This is a genomic window from Candidatus Edwardsbacteria bacterium, assembly GCA_031082425.1.
GTDB lineage: Bacteria > Edwardsbacteria > AC1 > AC1 > EtOH8 > UBA2226.
The window spans coordinates 40066-57838 of sequence record JAVHLB010000007.1 but is presented as its reverse complement, the minus strand read 5'-3'; the positions used below and the strand labels follow the sequence as shown (position 1 = coordinate 57838).

Below are 17773 nucleotides of genomic sequence, written 5' to 3'. Positions count from 1 at the left end.
TTTAGAATCAATTGAAAATCAGGAGAGAATAAATGGGCAAAGTAATCGGGATCGATCTGGGGACCACAAATTCCTGCATAGCGGTGATGGAGGGCGGGAACCCCACGGTAATTCCCAACCAGGAAGGCCTGAGGACCACACCCTCGGTGGTGGGGTTCCTTAAATCGGGCGAGGAGGTGGTGGGCCAGGCGGCCAAACGCCAGGCCATCACCAACCCCGAGAATACGGTATATTCGGTCAAACGCTTCATGGGTCGGCGCCACGGCGAGGTCGGTTCGGAGATGAAGCTGGTGCCCTACAAGGTCATCGAAGGGCCCCACGGAGACGCCCGGGTCAAGGTCAACGAAAGCGTTTTTTCGCCGCCGGAGATAGCGGCCAAGATACTGCGCTACCTGAAGGAGGCGGCCGAGGCCTACCTGGGCGAGAAGGTCACCCAGGCGGTGATCACCGTTCCGGCCTACTTCAACGACGCCCAGCGCCAGGCCACCAAGGATGCCGGGCAGGTGGCCGGGCTGGAGGTGCTGCGGATCATCAACGAACCCACCGCGGCCGCGCTGTCCTACGGGCTGGACAAGGGCAAATCCCACAAGATCGCGGTCTACGATCTGGGCGGCGGGACCTTTGATATCTCCATCCTGGAGCTGGGCGAGGGGGTGTTCGAGGTGCGCTCCACCAACGGCGACACCCACCTGGGCGGCGACGACTTCGACCAGAAGATCATCGACTGGATGGCCGAGGAATTCCAGAAAACCAACGGCATCGACCTGCGCAAGGACAAGATGGCCCTGCAGCGCCTGAAGGAGGCGTCCGAGAAGGCCAAGTGCGAGCTGTCCTCCACCATGCAGACCAACATCAACCTGCCATTCATCACCGCCGACGCCTCCGGGGCCAAGCACCTGGATCTGACCCTGACCCGGGCCAAGATGGAACAGCTGGTGGATGACCTGGTGCAGAGGACCATCGGCCCCTGCCGCCGGGCCCTGGACGACGCCGGCCTGAAGCTTACCGAGATCGACGAAGTGGTGATGGTGGGCGGCATGACCCGGATGCCCAAGGTCCAGGAGATGGTCAAGCAGTTCTTCGGCCGGGAGCCGCACCGCGGCGTCAATCCCGACGAGGTGGTGGCCATCGGCGCCGCCATCCAGGCCGGGGTGCTGGTGGGCGAGGTCAAGGATGTCCTGTTACTGGACGTGACCCCGCTGTCGCTGGGCATCGAGACCCTGGGCGGGGTGATGACCCGTCTGATCGAGCGCAACACCACCATCCCCACCCGCAAGAGCCAGGTTTTCTCCACCGCGGCCGACAACCAGCCGGCGGTCTCCATCCACGTGATGCAGGGCGAGCGGGAGATGGCGGTGGACAACCGGACGCTGGCCAGGTTCGACCTGGTGGGCATCCCGCCGGCCCCCCGCGGCATACCGCAGATCGAGGTCACCTTCGACATAGACGCCAACGGCATCCTGCACGTTTCGGCCAAGGACCTGGGGACCGGCAAGGCCCAGAGCATCAAGATCACCGCCTCCTCCGGCCTGAGCAAGGAGGAGATCGACAAGATGGCCAAGGACGCCGAGGCCCACGCCGACGAGGACCGCAAGAAGCGCAGCGATATCGAGGTCCGGAACAATGCCGACGCCATGGTCTACCAGACCGAGAAGACCCTCAAGGAGTACGGCTCGCAGGTCTCTTCCGAGGACCGCAAGGCCATCGACGATGCCATGGGCAAGCTGAGGATAGCCCTGGGCAAGGACAACACCGAGGCCATCAAGGATGCCTCCGACGAGCTGGCGGCGGCCGCCCGGAAGATAGGCGAGGCGGTTTACGCCAAGGCCGGACAGCAGACCCAGGCCGGTCCGGAGGCGGGCGGAGGTCAACAACCCGGACAAGCCGAGGCGCCCAAACCGGAAGGCCCGGAGGAAGCCGATTATAAGGTCGTTGACGAGGATAAGAAATAAAAATTCGTGAACGGCAAAAGGGGAGAAGGTAAATACTTCTCCCCTATTTGTGCTTTTATATGGGGGTAATGGAACACGGATCCGCACGGATATTTCGGATTTCTTTGGGTCATTGCGAGATGACTGGACACACCCCTCGCTCCCCTCTTTCTTAGAGGGGATGGTGCTTGTCTCCCCTATCAAGGGGAGATACAGAGGGGTGTCAAATGATTGATGCCGATAATCAGAGGTTGTCAAATATCTAAATAAAATACCGATAAATTAACTAGTGCGATAATTCAAATCTATGACCCCTACCAAACGCGACTATTACGAAATACTGGGCGTTCCCAAGAGCGCCGACGAGAGCCAGATAAAAACGGCCTACCGGGCCCTGGCCAAGAAGCATCATCCCGACATGAACCGGGAGGATCCCAAGGCGGCCGAGGAGAAGTTCAAGGAACTGTCCGAGGCCTACGAGGTGCTGATGGACAAGCAGAAACGGGCCAACTACGACCAGTTCGGCCACGCCGGAGTGGATCCGTCCTTCGGGGCCGGCGGCTTCGACTTCCGCCGTGACTTCACCCATACCGATGACATCCAGGACATCTTCGGCTCGATGTTCGGCGGAGGCGGGGGCGGTTCCATCTTCGACATGCTGTTCGGCGGCGGGATGGGCGGGGCCACCCGCACCCGGGGCGGCCGCCAGGTGCGGCGGGGAGGCGATCTTAACATCCACCTGAGCCTGACCCTGGAGGAGATCGCCACCGGCGTGGAGAAGACCCTCCAACTGAAGAGATTCGAAAGCTGTTCCGAGTGCCACGGGGAGGGAGCCAAGTCCGGGGCCGATATCAAGGAATGCCCGGCCTGCAAGGGGGCGGGCGAGGTGCGGCAGGTGTCACGCTCCATGTTCGGGCAGTTCATCAACGTGGGGGCCTGCCCGCAGTGCGGCGGCGAGGGCAAGATCATCAGCAATCCCTGCCCCTCCTGCAAGGGCGAGGGCCGGGTCAAGAGAGAGGCCACCATCAAGGTCAAGGTTCCGGCCGGGGTGGCCAACGGCAATTACATCCCCCTGCGGAACCAGGGGAACATCGGCCCCAAGCTGGGCCCGGCCGGGGACATTCTGGTCTACATCGAAGAAAAGGAGCATCCCCTGTTCCACCGCCACGGCGACGACCTGGTGCTGGCCCTGCCCATCTCCTACGCCCAGGCCGCCCTGGGGGCCAAGGTGACGGTGCCGATGCTGTCCGGCAGGGCCGAGCTGTCCATTCCCTCGGGCACCAGATCCGGCAAGATATTCCGGATGCGGGGCAAGGGCCTGCCGCGATTGAATTCCAGCGGCAGCGGCGACCAGCTGATCCGGGTGGAGATATACATTCCCAATAAGCTTTCCTCCGAGGAGAAGAAATTGCTGAAGCAGCTGGGCGAGGTGCAGAACGGCAGGGTGCCCAGCCCCCACAAGGTGGACCTGAGCCAGTTCGAGGAATAATTATTATTCATTAAATGAGTATATGGAAGGATAAGAATATGATAAGGAATAAACAGTTTTTATTTTTAGCATCTATAGCAACATTTATTTTAGTTGGATGCATAGCTAAAAAACCAAAAACTATCAATTCTCCATTAATGGGATATAAGGATATACAATGGGGAGAGTCGCAAAAAGAAGTTATAAGTAAATTTAAAAATGTTGAAGATGTAATATTCAAAAGTAAAGATAGCAACAGTGTGTACTTTACTGGTGGTGAATATTGCGGGAAAATGGTTACATTTTATAATTTTGAGTTTGTGGGTGATAAATTTTATAATCTATTTATAAGTGTTATTGGTGGGAAGTCTGATTATAAGGAGATAAAAGAACTCATACAAACAAAGTGGGGACTTCCGAGTTACTCTTTTGATGAAGAAAGTATAGTATCTGCAACATGGCAATTTTCTGACTCAAGCTACATTTGGTGTAGTCCTGCACATGATGGAACTGTTTCAATAATGTATGTAAATAATAAACTAAAGAAAATAGCTGACGATAATAAAAAAATAAATGACGAGAAAGAAAAAGAGAAGCGCCTAAAATCTTTATAATCATACAATGTTTGAATTCTTCTACGTTCCGCCCTCCTCCATCGAAGCCCGGCAGATAGTGATCTCCGGCGAGGAGGCCCGGCATATCTCCAAAGCCCTGCGCCACAAGAAGGGCGACCAGATCACCGTGGTGGACGGCCAGGGCGGGGAATACGAATGCACCATTGCGGCCATCTCGGACGGCGCGGTGACCGCCAATATCTTCAATCGGCGGCGCAAGACCAACGAGACCATCAAGCAGGTAAGCCTGGCCCAGGCGGTGCCCAAAGGCCAGCGGATGGACTTCGTTATCGAGAAGGGCACCGAGATAGGCCTGCACGCCATCATCCCGCTGATCACCGAGAACTCGGTGGTCAAGCCGGCCGACGACAAGCCGGGCTTCAGCCTGCCGCAGTTGGACGATGACTCCGGGGGCGGCAAGGCCGCCCGCTGGCAGAGGATCGCCATCGCCGCCATGAAGCAGTCCCTGCGCTCGGTGCTGCCGGCCATCGGCGAGCCGACGGATTTTGCCAAGCTGTCGGAAAGCTTTGTCAATTACGACCTGCTATTGATGGCCGATGAGACAGAGAAGAAGATAAACCTGGCCGACGTATTCGCCAAGCTGCCGGAGAACAAGGAGGTCCGCAAGGTGCTGTGCCTGGTGGGGCCGGAGGGCGGGTTTTCCCAAAGAGAGAAAGAGATCATCGCCGAGGCAAGAGGGCACATCATAACTTTGGGCTCAAGACGCCTGCGGGCGGAGACCGCCGGGCTGGTACTGTCCACCGTGGTGTTGGATAGGCTGGGGGAACTGGGGTAAAAATTAAAAAATATGGTGAGAATATGAAAATAAATATATTTTGTCTTTTATTTATAATTAGTCAAATTGTTTATGGACAAACGAAAGTAATTGAGCTAAAACCTATTATTGGGGAAACCCCTGATTTTAGCATCAAAGCTCAAAGAGAATTTGCCATAAAAGATTCTTTGATACGAAAGCTTGAAGAAACAAGGGAATATGAAAAACTAACAAAAAAAGAAAAAGAAATACTTGGTAAATATGAGGCATTTGATAGTATATGGGATATTTTAGGTAATGGGTGTAGCTGGTATTGTGGCGGGGGGCCATACAAAATAATTTCATCTTCTTTTCATAAACCCGAGCATGATATTTTTTACGATGGAACAAATGCGCATGATTTTAGTTATAAAACATCATGGGTCGAAGGTAAACCAGGTTATGGTATCGGTGAGTATTTGGAATATAGTTTCAAGAACGATAGCCCAAGATTAACAAATATCATTATTTTCAATGGCATAATAAAATCTCATCAAACGTGGAAATATAATACACGTGTTAAACTGTTGGAGGTTTTTGTGAATGGATCTTTATACGCAATTTTACACTTACAAGATACAAGAGCTGCACAAAAATTTAAATTGCCCGAACCGCTGGGGCGAAGAAAAGATGGTCAGGACCTTGTAATGAAATTTGTTATCAAAGATATTTATAAGGGTGAAAAATACGATGACACGGCTATCACGGAATTATATTTTGACGGCATTGACGTCCACTAAATAAGCAATCGAAAGAAATCACATGAACTGGATAGACATCATCATCCTGATCCTGCTGGCCCTGGCGGTGGGGATCGGCTTCAAGAAGGGCCTGGTGCAGGAGATCGTGGGCATCATCGCCCTGGTCATCGCCTTCTTCCTGGCGCTTAAAATGCACCTGATCGCGGCGGCCATGTTGACCAGGATGATCTCCGGTTTGCCCAAACACATCGCGCCGATGGTGGGTTTCGTGGCGGTATTTCTGATCGTGTTCCTGGCCATCACCATCGTCGGTTGGATATTATCAAAAATCATCAAAGCCACCCCGCTGGATCTGGCCGACAAGATCGGCGGCATGGTCATCGGGCTGGTAAAGGGCGCGCTGATAATATCGGTGATATTGTTGCTGCTGGCGCTGGCGCCGCTGCCCAGGGAATTCAATAGCAAGCTGGACCGCTCGGGCATGATCCGCTCCATCCGCAAGGTGGCCCCGCTGGTCTATGAGAAATCCAAAGGGCTGTGGCCCAAGGCCCAGAAGTTATACCAGGAATTCGAGAAAGCGCCAACGCCCAAGAAGGTGGAGCAGATAATTTAAAATCAAAGGGCCCCTCCCCTGCCCCTCCCCCGAAGGGAGAGGGAAATATTTGTAGGGGCATTTCATGAAATGCCCAAATGATAATTGTATTAAATTAATGAACACCCATAGTTTAAAAATATTAGAATTCAATTTCGTCCTGGAGGCTCTGGCCCGCAAGACCGGCACGCCCTATGGCCGGGCCGAGGCGCTGGCGATTGTTCCGTCCACCTCCCCGGCGGTGATCGCCGAACAGCAGGCCGTCACCGCCGAGGCCAGGAAGCTGCTGGAGGCCGGCATCGGGCTGGATTTCGGGAACGTTCAGGACATCCGCCCGGCCCTGGGGGCCCTGGCGGCCGAGGGGGCCATCATCGAGCCGCTGGAGCTGCTGCAGCTGGGACGCCATCTGGAGGCGGCCCGCCGGATAAAGTCCACCATCAGCCTGCGCAAGGATGATTACCCGCTTTTAGACGCTCTGGCCTCAGGCTTCCGGGCCTACAAGGTGCTGGAGGACCGGATCGCCAGATCCATCGAGCCGGACGGGCGGGTGGCCGACCGGGCCAGCGACACCCTGTACCACCTGCGGCGCGACCAGGAGGCCCTGCGGGCAAGGATCTACGACAAGCTGGAAAGCATCATGAACGCCTCCTCCGGCTCCATCCAGGAATCGGTGGTCACCATTCGGGAGGGGCGCTATGTGATCCCGGTCAAATCCGACGCCAAGTCGCAGGTCAAGGGCATCGTCCACGACACCTCCTCCTCCGGTGCCACGGTGTTCGTGGAGCCGTTGGTATCCGTTGAACTGAACAACAAGATGCGGCAAGTGATCCTGGCCGAGAAGCGCGAGGTGGAGCGGATCCTGCAGGAATTCTCCAAGGAAATACTGGACGAGATCGAGCCCATCCAGCAGAACCTGGAGCTGATATCGCAGTTCGACCTGCTGGTGGCCAAGGCCCGCCTGGCCTCCGAATGGCATTGCTCCCAGGCCCTGCGTTCCCAGGGAAACTACCTGAAGGTGGCGGCCGCCCGGCATCCGGCCCTGGAAAGTCCGGTGCCGCTGGACATGGAGCTGGGCGACGGCAAGCTGACCATGGTGATCACCGGGCCCAACACCGGCGGCAAGACGGTGGTGCTGAAAACCGTCGGCCTGCTGGTGCTGATGAACCAGTCCGGCCTGCAGATCCCGGCCGGAGAGGGCAGCGCCCTGCCGGTATTCGGCGAGGTGTTCGCAGACATCGGCGACGAGCAGTCCATCTCCCAGTCGCTGTCCACCTTCTCCTCGCACATGCGGCAGATAGGCAACATCGTCCGGGAGGCCGGAGAGCGATCGCTGGTATTGCTGGACGAGATCGGGGCCGGCACCGAGCCCTCCGAGGGATCTTCGCTGGCCATCGCCATCCTGTCGGACCTGACCGACAAGGGCTGCCTGACCCTCTCCACCACCCATTACGGGGCGCTGAAGAGCTTCGTCCAGAGCCGGGAGGGGATGATCAACGCCGCCATGGAATTCGACCGCCAGGCATTGAAGCCCACCTACCGCCTGATGATGGGCCTGCCCGGCGCCAGCTACGGGCTGGAGATAGCTTCGCGGCTGGGCCTGCCGGAGAGCATCGTGGCCGAGGCTCGGACCAGGCTGGACTCCAAGTCCATCAAACTGGAAGAGCTGATCTCCGACATCGAGGATACCAAGCGTCGGATGGAACAGCGGGAGCGGGAGGCGGCCGACGAACTGGACGCCGCCAGGAAAATGTCACAGGAATACGAATCTAAATTGAAGGGGCTCAAGGACGAGCTCAAGGAGCTTAAACAGCAGGCCAAGCAGGAGGCCAAGGATATTCTGGCCCAGGCCCGCAGCGCCTCGGAGATGGCGGTGGCCGGCATCAAGAAAGAACAGGCCTCCAAGGACAGCATCAAGCAGGCCCGGAACATCCTGGCTGAGACCGAATCCAAACTGGATCTGGGGTCCTCCGCCGAGGCCAGGGGAGAGGACGATCATCTGGCGATAAAGGAGCCCTTGAAGATGGGCCAGGCGGTATATGTGCCCTCTGTTCAAAAAGAGGGCGAAGTGGTGGCCCTGCCCGATTCCGGGGGCAAGGTCAAGGTCCAGGTGGGCGGCATCCGGATGACCCTGAAGAGCGGCCAGCTGAGGTCCCTGCAAAGGGGCAGGGAGGAAAAAGCGGGATCGGTAAAAATGTCGCTGGAAGAAGAGAGGCATTTCAACTCCGAGCTGCACCTGCTGGGAATGCGGGCCGAGGAATCGCTGGAACTGGTGGACCGCTATCTGGACGAGGCGGTGATGCTGGGGATAAATTCGGTCAGGATCGTGCACGGCAAGGGCGCCGGGGTGCTGCGCCAGGTGGTCAAGGAGGCGCTGACCAAGGATCCCCGGGTGAGATCCTTCCGTTTGGGTGAATGGAACGAGGGCCAGGACGGGGTGACGGTGGTGGAACTTAAATGAAAAACAGATGTTGTGAAGCTGAGAATCTAGGCGGAAATAAAAAGTTGTCTTAGATCCGTGTTTATCCGTGTCTAAAAATATTAAATCATCCGCATTTATCACGATAGTTAAATACCAAGATAGAAAACCTAATCGAAGGCAGCTATGCCGGTACAGATAAAAGAGGTCGCAACCAAGGCGGACCTGAAAAAATTCATAGAATTTCCCTTCTCCATCTACCAAGGCAACCGGAACTGGATTCCCCCCCTGCTGATGGACGAGTATCACACCCTCCGCCAGGAGAAGAATCCCGCCTTCGAATATTGCGACGCCAAATTCTGGCTGGCCTACAAGGACGGACAACTGGCCGGGCGGATCGCCGGGATAGTCAACCACCGCTACATCGAAAAATGGGGCAACAAGTATGCCCGTTTCGGCTGGGTGGATTTTATCGATGACGCTGAGGTGGTCCGGGCTCTTTTCAGCACCGCCGAGCAGTGGGCCAAAGAACAGGGAATGGCCGGCATCCACGGACCGCTGGGCTTCACCGACATGGACCACGAGGGCATGCTGGTGGAGGGTTTCGACGAGCTGGGCACTCTGGCGGCCATCTACAACCACCCCTATTATCCCCAGCAGCTGGAAAAACTGGGATACGTCAAGGACGTGGATTGGGTGGAGTTCGAGGTCAAGGTTCCCAAAGAGATACCCGAGAAGGCCGACCGCATAGCCAAGATCGTGATGCAGAAAGCCGGGGTCAAAGTTTTAAACGCTAAAAAAGCCAAGGATCTGCTGCCCTATGCCCATGAGATGTTCGAGGTATTGAACAGCGCCTTTGCCCCCATCTATGCCTTCGTTCCCCTGAACGAGAAACAGATCGCCATGTACATCAAGCAGTATTTTTCGTTTATCATGCCGGATTACACCAAGATCCTGCTTGATTCAAACAATAAAGTAGCCGGATTCGTGATCGGCATGCCATCATTGTCAAAAGCCCTGCAAAAGGCCAAGGGACGGCTGTTCCCCTTCGGGTTCATCCATCTGCTCAAAGCGGTCAGCAAAAAGAACAAACAGATCGATCTTTATCTGGGCGCCATAAGGCCCGATCTGCAGGGCAAGGGGGCCGACGCCCTGCTGATGACCGAGATGAGCCGCTCGGCCATCAAGAACGGGGTGGTCTCGGCCGAGACCAACATCGAGCTGGAGGAGAACATCAAGGTGCAGAGCCACTGGAAATACTTCGAATCGCGCCAGCACAAGCGGAGAAGGTGCTATATCAAGAAACTTTTCTAAAAAACGCAAGTGACATTAGATGAAAGATCCGGCAATAAAAAAACTTCAAACCATTCCCGGGGTGGGGCCCAGCATCGCCCGGGACCTGTACCAGCTGGGGATCCGCAAAGTCTCCGACCTCAGGGGCCGGGACCCGGAGAAGCTGTACCTGCAGTCCTGCCACCAGGCCGGAAAACAGATCGACCGCTGCCTGCTCTACGTGTATCGTTGTGCGGTCTATTACGCCTCAGCCGGGAAACACGATCCGAAATTTTTAAAATGGTGGAATTGGAAAGATGGGATTATCGATAATAAAAAAAGAGGATAGCCCGGCCATCATCCGCACCTCCGATCCCGGCTGGCTGGACAGGGCTTTAAAATCCTACCGCGACCGGCTGCCCTTTCATTTCACCGACGATGCCAACCTGGGGATAACCGAAAGCGACCTGGTGTCGGCGGTATCCCTTATCCGACGGGCCGGGCGGACCGGGAAGGTGAGCTGGAAGGAGATCTCCCAGATATTGACCGGGATGGGCCTGTCCGGAGTGGGGATCTGGCTGATAGCCGCTTCCATTGCCTCTCCCGAGCCCACCAGCAAGCTGTGGATATTGCTGGCCGGCGGGGTGGTGCTGATAACCACCGGGGGCCTCAGCATTCTGAAAGCCCTGGGACAGAAATGGCAGGTGCACGCTAAGTACGGCAAGCAGGAGATAATGGTCAGTCCGGGGGATGATAATTGAAATTATAACCAAACATAATTTATGAATTTAGCATTATGTCTTATGGGGATGTAAACCAATCACAATCACTATATATTGAGGAGAGACGATGAATTTATTTGCAGGAAACCTGGCCAAGGAAATGACCGAGGCCGAACTGAAGGAGGTCTTTGAGAAGTTCGGCCAGGTGACATCGGTGGCCTTTGTGATGGACCGATACAGCGGCCAGCCCCGCGGCTTTGCCTTTGTGGAGATGCCGGTGAAATCGGAGGCCCTGGCGGCCATAGACAACCTGAACGGCCGGGTGGCCCTCAAGGGCAAGGCCATATTCGTCAAAGAGGCCCGCCCCCAGGAGAAGGGCCACGGAGGCCATCGTCCCTCGAACCGCAATAAAAGAAGATAACCAGATAATATAAATATTGCAGGTTGATATGAAAACCCTAGTGATCTATTACTCCCGCACCGGCATCACCAAAAAGATCGGCCAGGCCATCGCCGCAAAGATCCCGGCCGACACCGAGGAGATCGTAGACCTCAAGGACCGCAAGGGTCCCTGGGAATACCTCAAGGCCGGGCGCGATGCCATGAAAAGGATCCCGGCCCAGATCGCCGTCGTCAAGAATAATCCCGAATATTACGACCTGGTGGTCATCGGCACCCCGGTGTGGGCCGGCAACATGGCCTGCGCCATCCGAACCTATATCGGCCAGAACAAGGACAAGATAAAAAAGCTGGCCCTGTTCTGCACCATGGGCGGCTCCGGGGACCAGAACACATTCAAGGAGATGGAATCTCTTTCCGGCCAGACCGCCGTGGCCAAATTGACCGTAAAGACCCGCGAGGCCGGAAAGCCGGAGAGCGATGCCCGGCTGGACGAGTTCGTCAGGCAGCTTTTGCCGCAAACCAATCATTAATCTTTTCAAACCATAATGGCGCGCATCCCCGAGGAAATAATCGACGATGTCCGGCAGTCCAACGACGTGGTGGAGGTGCTGGGGCAGTACCTGTCGCTTAAGAAGACCGGCAGCACCTACAAGGCCCTGTGCCCCTTTCACCAGGAGCGAACCCCCTCCTTTGTAGTGACCCCGGCCAAGCAGATCTGGCATTGCTTCGGCTGCGGCAAGGGCGGCAACGTCATTTCGTTCCTGATGGAGCACGACAAGGTGTCGTTCATCGAGGCCTTAAGGACCCTGGCCAAGCGGGCCAACATCACTTTGCCCTCGTCGGATGACTACAAGGAAGGGGCTCACGACCTTTTATACCAGGCCAACGAGTTCGCCGCCAAGTTCTTCCAGGAGCGGCTGGCCTCCGGCATCGGAGCCGCCGCCCGGGAATATCTCAAAAACCGCGGCATCAGCGACCAGTCCGTAGAATTATTCCGGCTGGGATACGCCCCCAACGCCTGGGAGGATCTGATCAAGGCAGCCGGCAAGCAGGGCCTGAGCCTGCAGCTGCTGAAGGAGGCCGGATTGATAATCGCCCGCGACGAGAGCAACGGATACTACGACCGGTTCCGGCACCGGATAATATTTCCCGTATTCTCCCTGAGCGGCCGGGTGATCGGGTTCGGCGGGCGCAGCCTGGAGCAGAATCCCCAGGCCAAATACCTCAACTCTCCGGAGACGCCCATCTATCACAAGGGGCGGGGCTTCTACGGATTCTGCCAGGCCAAGAGTCCGGTGCAGGACGCCGGAAAGGCCATCCTGGTGGAGGGCAATTTCGACCTGATCATCCCCTACCAGCACGGCTTTAAGAACATCCTGGCCACCTCGGGGACGGCCTTAAGCAGCGACCAGGCCAAGCTGCTGTCCCGTTACGCCAGGCAGGCGGTTTTATGCTACGATCCCGATGCCGCCGGGCAGAACGCCACCGACCGGGCCATCCCCCTGCTGCTGGAGGCCGGGATAGACGTCAAGGTGGCGGTGCTGCCCCATGAGATGGACCCGGACCTGGCCGTACGCCGGGAGGGGGAACAGGCCTTCGCCGCCATCATCGAAACGGCCATCACCTTCATCGAGTTCAAGGTGATGCGGGCCCGGCTGATGTCCGACCTGTCCCAGGTGGCCGACAAGAGCGCCTTGGTGAACAATCTTTTGAACCTGCTGGCCCTGGTGTCCGACCCGGTGAAGCGGCGGCTCTATATCAAGGAACTGGCCGAGGCGGCGGGCCTGGATGAATCCTTCGTGCTGGACCTGGCCCGGAAAAAGGACGGGCTCAAACCGGAGGGTAATAACCGGGACGCTCCGCTGAACAACCTGCCGGACTGGGAGGGTGATATCCTTTCCATTCTGCTGCGCCGGCCGGAGAATATCGATACCATTCTGCCGGAGCTGTCGTCACAGGGCCTGGCCTCGCCCAGACTGATCGGACTTTTGAAAAAACTGGGGGCCATCTATCAGGATACCGGTCGCCTGGACGGCGCCGGGCTGATGATGAAATTCGAAGACCGGGAAGAACAGAGCCTGCTGTCGGGGTCACTGATTCACAAGGATATGCCGGATGATTCCCTGGATAGCGCCGACAACGATGCCCAATTGCTGTCTGATTACATGGCCAAACTGAGGAAACAGAACCTCAAACCCCGCCTGAAGGACATTCAGCATGAGATCAAGCAGGCGGAAAAGTCCGGGGACAGCATCCTGGTGGCCAAGCTGCTCCGGCAGTACCAGGAATTATCATCCGGCCATCCGGGAAATAAGGCCGAATAGCAAGAAAATAAATATATTATATAACCAATTATTAGGAGAGGCCATGGAGGACCGCAACATCAAGAAGAAGATCAAGCAGATAATCAGTTTCGGCAAGGGCCAGGGGTTTATCACCTACCAGAAGCTGAACGAAATGCTGCCCGAGGATATCGTCTCTCCTGAGGAACTGGAGAATTTCATCATGATGCTGGCCCAGACCGGTGTGGAGGTGGTCAATTCCGAGGAGGAATGGAACCAGATCAAGGAGGCGCGGGAGAAGGCCAAGGGCAAGGAGGAGGAGGCGGCGGAAGTGCCCGTCGGGCTGCGCTTCGACGATCCGGTGAGGATGTACCTGCATGAGATCGGGCGGGTCCCCCTGCTGGACCGGGAGAAGGAGATCGAGATCGCCAAGAAGATAGAGGAATGCCAGAGGCAGATCCTGAGCCTGTCCTTTTCGGCCCCGGTCAACATGAAGGAGTTCATGCGCCTTTCCAAGCAGTTCGAAAAGCACGAACTGGCCATGGAGGAACTGGTGCAGACCGACATCGACGGCTGGATGCCCCAGTATTCCTCCAGCCGCAAAAGGCAGAAGATCCTGCAATTGCTGAAGAGGATCCACCGGGATTACAAGGATGTTGAGTATCTCTCCGCCCTCAAGAACCAGGAGAAGGCCGGACCCAAGATAAGCCAGCGCCGGGAGAAGATCCTGACCAACCTCCAGGCGTTGAAGCTGAGCAACGAATTGCTTAATTCCATGGTCCACCGCCTGCTGAGCCTGTCCTTCCAGATAAAGACCCACCAGAAGGAGAGGGACCGCGCCCTGGGCCATTGTAAAATGAACGTCCAGGAGCTGGACAAGATGGCCCGGATCCTGAAATCGGGCAAGAAGCTGAATAAAGAGGAAAAGGCCCGGCTGAAGATCCCCAAGGAAAAACTGCTCTGCTACTGGCAGGAGGTCCACGCCGCCCAGAAGCAAATGACCGTCCTGGCCAAGGATGCCAGGACCACCCCGGAACAGGTGATGGAGCTGGCCGACAGCGTCAGAAAGATGCAGTTTCAGCGGGACTACGCCAAAAAGGAGATGGTGGAGGCCAACGTCAGGCTGGTGATCTCCACCGCCAAACGCTACATCAACCGGGGCCTGGAGTTCCTGGACCTGATCCAGGAGGGCAACTCCGGGCTGATGCGGGCGGTGGAGAAGTTCGACTACCACAAGGGCTACAAGTTCTCCACCTACGCCACCTGGTGGATCCGGCAGGCCATCACCCGGGCCATCGCCGACCAGGCCCGCACCATCCGGGTTCCGGTGCACATGATCGAGGCCATCAACAAGGTCTCCAAGGCCTCCCGCAAGCTGGTCCAGGAGTACGGACGGGAGCCCACCAGCCATGAGATCGCCGAGCACATGGAACTGCCGTTCGACAAGGTGCGCTCCATCATCAAAGTGGCCCAGGAGCCGATCTCCCTGGACAAGCCCATCGGGGACGACGAGGACACCGTCTTCGGCGATTTCATCGAGGACGCCTCGGCCAAGTCCCCGGCCCGCACCGCCAACTTTCTGATGCTGCGGGACCAGATCGAGAAGGTGCTGGCCACCCTCTCCAAGCGGGAGGAATCCATCATCCGCCTGAGGTTCGGCCTCAACGACGGCTGCCCAAGGACCCTGGAGGAGGTGGGGGCCATCTTCAACGTCACCCGGGAGAGGGTGCGCCAGATAGAGGTCAAGGCCCTGCGCAAGCTGCGCCATCCCTCCCGCAGCAAGCGTCTGGAGGGCTTCTCCGACGTGATCTAGCCCGAAAATATTTAATACAATCTTAATTGACAGGGGCAGGGTTTTGTGTTATAAATAGGCGGTAGCCAGCGTGGCTGCCGCCTAAAATTTGATCCAATGAATAAGGCAAAATGAAGAAATTACTCATGGCCATAACTGTAATATCAGCAGTCGTCAGTTCCCTGTCAGCGGTCGAGCTTTTTCCCGGAGTGGCCGGAAAGCCGCTGGTAGACTCATTGCGGAAATATTACAAGACGGTCACGGTGCTGAGCTACGACGGCGCCCGGGACAAGATGTACGGCGAGATCGACATCCAGGGCGACAGCCTGACCTGCGTCTATTCGGGCTGGACCATCAGCGGAGGGCCCACCGCCGACCCCACCGCCTGGGCCACCGCCGGCGACATCAACTGCGAGCACACCTGGCCCCAGAGCCTGCTGGACTCCACCAAGACCGAGTCCGACATGCACCATCTGATGCCAACCGAGATGCAGGTCAACAATGACCGCGGCAGCTCTCCCTTTGGCGAGGTTGATGATAACAATTCCTCGGTGTGGTGGAACCGAAATAATGTCAGAACCCAGACCAAGCCGATCTCCAATATAGACGAATGGGCCGAGGCATTGCTGGCCGTGGAGTTCGAACCCCGGGAGGTCCAGCAGGGCAACACCGCCAGGGCCATGTTCTATGTGCTGACCATGTACCAGTTGGGAGATACCTCTGATGCCTGGTGGACCGGACAGAAGTACGACCTGCGGAGCTGGCACGCCGGCGATCCCTCCGACTCCCTCGAGAAGAGCCGTACCTGGAAGATCGCCGCCTACCAGCAGAACAAGCCCAACCCCTTCGTGATCGACAGCTCCCTGGTGGACCGCTGTTACTTCCCGGAATATCTGAACACCAGGGTCTTCTTCGCTTCCGCCTCCGTCACCAAGACCGAGGGCGACGCCCCCTTCAACATAGCGGTCTCCATCACCGCGCCCAGCGCCGGCAGCGCCACCTCGGTGCAGGTCGTCCTGACCGGCGGATCCGGAACCGCGGCCGACATCAACAACTATACCACCCAGACCCTAAGCTTTCCGGCGGGATCTTCGGCCAATCAGAATGCCGCCATTGCCATCACCGATGATGCCCTGGAGGAAGGCACCGAGACCCTGATCTTCAAGCTGCGCAACGTTTCCGGCGGGAGCAGCGCCGCCATCGGGGCCGACAGCGTCTTTACCCTGACCCTGGGCGATAACGACGATGCCACGGCGCCAACCATCACCTCCGGCCCCACTGTCAACGGCATCACCTCCTCCTCGGCCACGGTTAATTGGACCACCAACGAAGCCTCCAATTCCTGGGTCTACTACGGCCCGACCACCACGTACTCCGACACGGCAAAGAACGAGAGCGATGTCACCAGCCATTCGGTGGAACTTTCCGGCCTTGCGGCTTCAACCACCTATCATTACAAAATATCCTCCACCGATCCCATGAACAACGGCCCCACCTATTCCGGGGACAATACCTTTGCCACCACGGCGGCCGGTGGTTATACGGTAGTGATCAGCGAGGTCAATGAACAGCGTTCCTCGTTGCCGTTATATTATAATGAATATGTTGAGTTGTATAATAACACCGCCGCCCCGATCAGCCTAAGCGGTTGGCAATTAAAACAGGACAACACAGCCTATGTGACCACATTAGGATCGGGAGATACCATCCATGCCGGAGGGTATTTTGTAATAGTCCGGTCCTCTGCCGGAAGCTGGTCTAGTTTTTACAGCCTGCCATACGATGTTGTGGGATCTCTGGTACTCAACGGCAGTGAAACATTCAGTCTGCGGGATGCCGGCAATAATCTGATTGATTCCACCATCACTTTTGGGGCATCCTATTGGTGCCAGTACCGTAGCCGTCCGTTTTCCAGCGGGACCCTGTCCGCCAGCTGGTACGGAGACGCCGCCAACGGCACCACTGCCACCTACGGCACTCCCGGCGGGGCCAACCCCAACGATCCTTTGGGCGTGGAGCTGGCCTATTTCACCGCCCTGGGCGAGCCGGGCCAGATCACCCTTAAGTGGGTCACCGCCAGCGAGATCAACAGCTACCAATGGCAGGTCTGGCGGTCGCTGGATTCTTTGAATTATTACCAACTGATGGTTTCCCTGCCGACGGCCGGCAACAGCAACGAGGCACACAACTACGATTGGACCGACAGGAACGTGCTGGCGGGGGTCGATTATTACTACCGTCTGCTGGAGAAGGATGTCAACGGGGACACAGCCGTTTACGGTCCGGTGAGGGCCGCGGCCACTCCGGGTATTTTCGGAAATGATCCGGGCCGATGGGTGAACTGCAGTCCCAATCCCTTTAAAAGCAATATAACTTTCCGATATAATTTGCCTCAGTCCGGCCCGGCAAAACTGGACATCTATAATATATCCGGACAGAGGGTAATGGCTTTCTCTGAAAACAATGGACCGGCCGGACAGAATTATTTCAACTGGAACGGCCGGGGAGAGGACGGGAAGGCCTGTCCGGCAGGAGTGTATTTCTTCCGGCTGGCGGCCGGCGGCAGCGAACAGCACGGCAGGGTCATACTGATAAAATGATAAATGCAATAACTGGGAGGGTTTACCTATGAATAGAAAAAGGTCAATACTTTTCTTTGTGGCTGTATTCCTATGGTGTAGTGCTGCCATGGCGCAGATAGCGCTTCAGTCAGGAAACACTTTTAACGAAAGTTTCAGCATAGGAACTTCAGCTACTGCTAGCTTGC

The 17773-nt window shown here is 56.7% G+C and carries 15 protein-coding genes; all 15 read left to right on the top strand.

Annotation, left to right across the window (positions count from 1 at the left end; all coding sequences use genetic code 11):
- Positions 1–32: 32 nt before the first annotated feature.
- The 15 genes from dnaK to RDU76_08150 all read left to right on the top strand — a co-directional run bounded on the left by dnaK (position 33) and on the right by RDU76_08150 (position 17606).
- Complete coding sequence (gene dnaK / locus RDU76_08220; GenBank protein MDQ7798908.1) at positions 33–1952, top strand: molecular chaperone DnaK; 1920 nt, start codon at positions 33–35, stop codon at positions 1950–1952.
- A gap of 286 nt (positions 1953–2238) precedes the next feature.
- Positions 2239–3420, top strand: a complete 1182-nt coding sequence (gene dnaJ, locus RDU76_08215; protein MDQ7798907.1) for a molecular chaperone DnaJ — start codon at positions 2239–2241, stop codon at positions 3418–3420.
- Between the two features lie 38 nt (positions 3421–3458).
- Complete coding sequence (locus RDU76_08210) at positions 3459–4013, top strand: hypothetical protein (protein ID MDQ7798906.1); 555 nt, start codon at positions 3459–3461, stop codon at positions 4011–4013.
- Between the two features lie 7 nt (positions 4014–4020).
- Positions 4021–4809, top strand: coding sequence for an RsmE family RNA methyltransferase (locus tag RDU76_08205; GenBank protein MDQ7798905.1), 789 nt, complete (start codon positions 4021–4023; stop codon positions 4807–4809).
- 23 nt (positions 4810–4832) lie between these two features.
- On the top strand, positions 4833–5567 hold the full coding sequence (locus RDU76_08200; GenBank protein MDQ7798904.1) for a hypothetical protein: 735 nt from the start codon (positions 4833–4835) through the stop codon (positions 5565–5567).
- Between the two features lie 22 nt (positions 5568–5589).
- The gene (locus RDU76_08195; GenBank protein MDQ7798903.1) at positions 5590–6141 is read left to right on the top strand and encodes a CvpA family protein; all 552 of its coding nucleotides are present in this window, start codon (positions 5590–5592) and stop codon (positions 6139–6141) included.
- Between the two features lie 97 nt (positions 6142–6238).
- Positions 6239–8578, top strand: coding sequence for an endonuclease MutS2 (locus RDU76_08190; protein MDQ7798902.1), 2340 nt, complete (start codon positions 6239–6241; stop codon positions 8576–8578).
- Positions 8579–8722: 144 nt separating this feature from the next.
- Positions 8723–9850 carry a hypothetical protein gene (locus tag RDU76_08185; protein MDQ7798901.1) on the top strand — a complete coding sequence of 376 codons (1128 nt, stop codon included), beginning with the start codon at positions 8723–8725 and terminating at the stop codon, positions 9848–9850.
- Between the two features lie 19 nt (positions 9851–9869).
- Positions 9870–10157: a helix-hairpin-helix domain-containing protein gene (locus RDU76_08180; protein ID MDQ7798900.1), complete on the top strand. Its 288-nt coding sequence runs from the start codon at positions 9870–9872 to the stop codon at positions 10155–10157.
- Complete coding sequence (locus RDU76_08175; GenBank protein ID MDQ7798899.1) at positions 10126–10569, top strand: hypothetical protein; 444 nt, start codon at positions 10126–10128, stop codon at positions 10567–10569. Before RDU76_08180 ends, RDU76_08175 begins: the two co-directional genes overlap by 32 nt.
- 88 nt (positions 10570–10657) lie before the next feature.
- The gene (locus RDU76_08170) at positions 10658–10951 is read left to right on the top strand and encodes an RNA-binding protein (GenBank protein MDQ7798898.1); all 294 of its coding nucleotides are present in this window, start codon (positions 10658–10660) and stop codon (positions 10949–10951) included.
- 28 nt (positions 10952–10979) lie between these two features.
- On the top strand, positions 10980–11462 hold the full coding sequence (locus RDU76_08165) for a flavodoxin (GenBank protein MDQ7798897.1): 483 nt from the start codon (positions 10980–10982) through the stop codon (positions 11460–11462).
- A 15-nt stretch (positions 11463–11477) separates the two neighbouring features.
- Positions 11478–13256, top strand: a complete 1779-nt coding sequence (gene dnaG / locus RDU76_08160) for a DNA primase (GenBank protein ID MDQ7798896.1) — start codon at positions 11478–11480, stop codon at positions 13254–13256.
- Positions 13257–13299: 43 nt separating this feature from the next.
- Entirely contained in the window at positions 13300–15027 is a 1728-nt protein-coding gene (gene rpoD / locus RDU76_08155; protein MDQ7798895.1) for an RNA polymerase sigma factor RpoD, read from the top strand.
- Between the two features lie 110 nt (positions 15028–15137).
- Positions 15138–17606, top strand: coding sequence for an endonuclease (locus RDU76_08150; protein MDQ7798894.1), 2469 nt, complete (start codon positions 15138–15140; stop codon positions 17604–17606).
- The last annotated feature ends 167 nt before the right edge of the window (positions 17607–17773 follow it).